Source organism: Frankia sp. CoWAU3, assembly GCF_977971855.1.
The window spans coordinates 1-4,089 of sequence record NZ_CDWWXB010000187.1; the positions used below are offsets into that span (position 1 = coordinate 1).

5 protein-coding genes and 1 pseudogene are annotated in these 4,089 nt (G+C 71.5%); 2 read left to right on the forward strand and 4 right to left on the reverse strand.

Annotation, left to right across the window (positions count from 1 at the left end; all coding sequences use genetic code 11):
- The first annotated feature begins 526 nt into the window (after window positions 1-526).
- Window positions 527-1,326, forward strand: a pseudogene (locus tag AC08ON_RS14680) (class I SAM-dependent methyltransferase).
- A 13-nt stretch (window positions 1,327-1,339) separates the two neighbouring features.
- On the forward strand, window positions 1,340-1,657 hold the full coding sequence (locus AC08ON_RS14685) for a hypothetical protein (protein WP_476607931.1): 318 nt from the start codon (window positions 1,340-1,342) through the stop codon (window positions 1,655-1,657).
- A 31-nt stretch (window positions 1,658-1,688) separates the two neighbouring features.
- On the opposite strand, the gene AC08ON_RS14690 is transcribed toward AC08ON_RS14685, so the two are convergent.
- The 4 genes from AC08ON_RS14690 to AC08ON_RS14705 all read right to left on the reverse strand — a co-directional run.
- Window positions 1,689-2,240, reverse strand: coding sequence for an FHA domain-containing protein (locus AC08ON_RS14690; protein ID WP_476607932.1), 552 nt, complete (start codon window positions 2,238-2,240; stop codon window positions 1,689-1,691).
- Window positions 2,241-2,300: 60 nt separating this feature from the next.
- Window positions 2,301-2,783: a Rieske (2Fe-2S) protein gene (locus AC08ON_RS14695; protein WP_476607933.1), complete on the reverse strand. Its 483-nt coding sequence runs from the start codon at window positions 2,781-2,783 to the stop codon at window positions 2,301-2,303.
- Between the two features lie 22 nt (window positions 2,784-2,805).
- On the reverse strand, window positions 2,806-3,378 hold the full coding sequence (locus AC08ON_RS14700) for a DUF6529 family protein (protein WP_476607934.1): 573 nt from the start codon (window positions 3,376-3,378) through the stop codon (window positions 2,806-2,808).
- Between the two features lie 172 nt (window positions 3,379-3,550).
- The coding region (locus tag AC08ON_RS14705) for an ERAP1-like C-terminal domain-containing protein (RefSeq protein ID WP_476617163.1) at window positions 3,551-4,089 on the reverse strand (539 nt) is incomplete at its 5' end.

A 4,089-nucleotide genomic window follows, 5' to 3' on the forward strand; every position in this document is an offset into this window, starting at 1 on the left:
TCTCACCCGAGCTGAACAGCTACAAAATACCGACTGGATCTTTTTCGTTGTCTCGCCACGCGATCAAGGGTGCACGCTCCATCACAGCCTGTCCAGACGCATCCACCACCAGGGCGTCATCCGGGAGACAGGCGCACCGTACTCATCCCATCCATCACTCGTCCGGCTACTTTGCCTACATTTTGACCCCCGGGCCGGCGCCATGATGAGCGGCGGGAGCGACTGGACGACCGCGACCTCGTCGAAGCGGCCGTGTGCCTCGCCAACGGCGAGCGCAGGAGTGCTCCTGGTGGGTGTCGAGAACGACGGGGCGATCATTGGTGCCCGGCCGCGGCACGAGGCCGGGCGCACCGACCCGCTGACGAGCTGCGAGGCATCACCGGCCACGGGCGCGCCCGGATCATCCTGGTCTCATACGATTACCGACTGATTCGTCGAGGCAGGCAGGCCGTCGTGCCGCGGTGGCCTGCCCCGGCACCGCGGTCGGCGCGCAGTCCGTGGCCACCCGGAGAAGGACGAGGGATAGATGATCAATAATGCTGCCCACGTACGGACCAACCGTGCCCGCTGGAACGAGATCTCCGACGACTACCAGCGGCTGAACGCCCCGCAGATCCGCCGGCAGGTGTTCACCGGCGACATCTCCTGGGGGCTGTGGGCTGTTCCGGAATCACGGCTCGGCGTGCTCGGTGAGGTCACCGGACGGGACATCCTGGAGATGGGCTGCGGGGGCGGCCAGTGGTCGAGCGCGCTGGTCCGGCGGGGGGCCGACCGATCGGCTTGGACCTCTCCGAACGGCAGCTGCACCACAGCAGACGGCTCGCCGCGGAGACCGGGCTGTCCTTCCCCCTGATCCAGGCGAGTGCTGAGGCGGTGCCCTTCGCCGACGACTCGTTCGACATCGTCTTCGCCGACCACGGCGCCTTCTCCTTCGCGGACCCCTTCCGGGCCGTGCCGGAAGCCGCACGCGTACTGCGCCCCGGCGGCCTGCTCGCCTTCAGCCACGTCAGCCCGATCTACGAGATCACCGTGGCGCCGGGCCGGGACGCCCCTGGCAGTCGCCTGACCCGCGACTACTTCGGGCTGCGTTTGCTGGCCGAGGCCGACGGCCTGGTCAGCGCCAACCTTCCCTACGGCACCTGGATCAGGCTCTTCCGGGACAACGACCTCGTCATCGAAGATCTTCTGGAACCCCGCCCGGCACCGCCGGCATCCGACAGTCACAGCGAGGAACCGGCACCCGCCCAGCCCGAACGCGGCGACGAGGCATGGGCGCGCCGCTGGCCCTCCGAATGCATCTGGCGGCTACGCAAGCCGACGCGGTGAAGGCATCGGCCTCGTGACGACCACGCTGACTGGCGATGCCGTCCCGCACGCCGCTCTGCTGACGGGCATGGCGGACCTCGCCCGCCGGCTCCGACCGGGCGGCCGGAAGGCTCCCGTCGTGCTGTCGCACCACGGTGAACGGCTGATCGTGCGCCACGGTGACGTCGTGCTCAAGGCCCACCCGCCCGGATCCGGCCCACAGCCGCTCGCGGCCCGGCTCCGGCTCGTGGCCCAGCCGCGCCTGGGCCACATCCTGCCGTCCCCGCTACCCCACGCCGCGCCCCTACCGGTCTGGACGGGCTTGCCGTCCGGGTCCACGACCGATGGGTGAGTGCCTGGCCGGCCGGAGGGCCGGCCGGAGCTCAGGACAGCGCGAGCAACGCGCCGAGGGTGAAGCCGACCGCGGCGAGCCACACGAGGGTGGGCAGAGCGCGCAGCCAGCTCGCCACGGGCGAGTGGCCGGCGTGACGCTGGGCCGGAACCTGGGCGGAGTCCGCCCCCGCCGGGACGGGGCTGGGATCGATGCGGCCACGGCCGCCCTGGCCGGCCAGCACGGTCGCCAGATTCCCGACGTCCGGGTCGTCGGGCGCGGCGGGCGGGCGCCGCGGCGTGGGACTGACCGGGGCCAGGACGACCGTCGGCCCGTTCGCCGCGCCGAGGTGCACCTGCACCTCGCCGTCGTTCAGGGCGATGCTGCCGGTCCGGGCGCCGTCCACCCAGATGCCGTTGGAACTGACGTCCCGGGCGAGCCACCCGGCATCGCCGCGGGGCTCCAGCAGGACGTGACGCCGAGACACCCGGCCGTCCGCGATGACGACATCGCAGTCACGGCCGCGGCCGACGACGTGACTGCGGTCGGCGGACAGCACGCTCTGGCCGGACGGGACGGTGATCCGCAGCCCTGTCGGGTCCACTGTTTCTCCTCCTGGGAGGATCCGGCTCCTGCCGAGATCCGGGCGATCGGGGCGCGGGGGTCAGGCGGGGAAGACCGCGTTGTCGCGGACGGTGACGGCGACCGGCGGCAGCGGCTGTTTCGCCGGCCCCGCGACGGGTTCCCCGGTGCGGGTGTCGAAGGCGCTGCCGTGGCACGGGCAGAGGATGCGGCCCTTCGCGATCGCGTTCACCGAGCAGCCCTGATGGGTGCAGACGGTGGAGAAACCCTGGATCGTGCCGGCGGCATTCCTCGTGAGCACCAGGCCGGCGTCGCCGAGGATGAGACCGCCGTCGGCCGGCACCTCGTCGACCCGGGCGAGGGGCGCTGCGCCGCCGGCCTGGCCACCGCCGTTACCCGCGCCCGAACCGTCGCCACCCGCGCGGGTCCCGCCCGCGGTTGCCTGCCGTGGTTTCGAATCGGCCGCGTCGCCGCTGCTGGCGACGACATACCCGACGGCACCCGCGGCGACGGTGACCGCGATGCCGGGGACCACGAGGCGCCGCGTCGGTGCTTCCTGCGTCATGACTTTTTCCTCGGGATCCTGTTCAGACGTGCGGAATACCGGACCGGGTGAAAAACCACAGTGAAGCCGTCAACCAGATTGCGACCAGGGAAACGAGAACCGTCGAGCCGAGGACGGGCAGTACCCACCCCGGTAACCCGCTAGTCCGTAGGCTGATCATCTTTGCCGCGTAGGCCCCGTAAAAGGCGCAGCCCAGGAGGCTGTGGAGGAGCACCCGGGTGCCATCGCTGGCAAAGCCCAGCGCCCAGATGCACTGGAAGGCCACCGGCAGGGTGAGGACGAACGCGGTCGTCCCGCTCCATCGGTGCAGCGGACCGGCCCAGCTCGGTGCCGGGCCTGCGCCGGGCAACCGTCCCCACATCCACAGTGCCGTGGCCAGCTGAACGAATAGCAGAACGGCGGCGGCCGTCGTCAGCCACGCCTTCATCGGCAGCAGGCCAGAAAAACCGAGGGTGAACAGCGGCCGCCCGGCCGGTTCGTGAACCCTCGCGTACACACCGGTCGACACCGCGACGGCGGCACCGACCAACAAAGTAACGCCTAATGCTGTACCCGCACTCGTCTGCCGTTCGGCCCGGTCCGTGCCGGCTGCCATACCGCCTCCCGTCCCCTGAGACATCCTTGCTGCGCGAACTATGCCGGAAAGAGCGCGGGCGCGTCCAGAGTCGTCGGCGGGATGACATCGTCAGTGGAATGACGATGTCGCCGGCCGGATGACGGGTGGGCCGGAGACGGGCCCGGCGTCAGGGCCGGAGACGGGCCCGATGTCAGGGCCGGAGACGGGCCCGCACCGCTCGGCGGAGTTCGTCGGTCGCGTCGACGACGACGCGGCGCAGGAGCGGGTCGAGACGGTCGCGGGCCAGCAGGGCGTCCGCCTCCCGCACCGTCCCCACGGACACGGCGAACTGCGGATAGGCGTGGGTGGCGATCTGCCGGGCGGCGTGCGGGGATCGCCGGGCCGCCATCGCCGGCATCTGCTCGAAGTAGCGGGAGACGTACCCGTCGGTGAGATCCGCCTGCTCGGGCTGCCAGAAACCCTCGGCCGTCGCGGCGACCAGCCGGGCGGACATCGTGTCGTCGTCCACGATCGTCCGCCAGGCCCGGGCTTTCGCCTCGGGATCGGCAACGGCGGCGCGGGCCCGCGCCGCATGCTCGGCGGCCCGGGCGCTGCGATCACGCCGGCTCTCGGCCGCGATCTCCGCCTCCCCGGCCCGCCCGAGTACGACCAGCCGGTGCAGCAGAGTCCAGCGTAGTTCCGGGTCGATGACCAGTCCGGCCGGCACGTCCGTCCCGGCGAGCCACGCCG

Excerpts from the sequence above, each read along its gene's own strand:
- AC08ON_RS14695 (WP_476607933.1), bottom strand. The coding sequence starts at position 2,783 with ATGACGCAGGAAGCACCGACGCGGCGCCTCGTGGTCCCCGGCATCGCG.
- AC08ON_RS14700 (WP_476607934.1), bottom strand. The coding sequence starts at position 3,378 with ATGGCAGCCGGCACGGACCGGGCCGAACGGCAGACGAGTGCGGGTACA.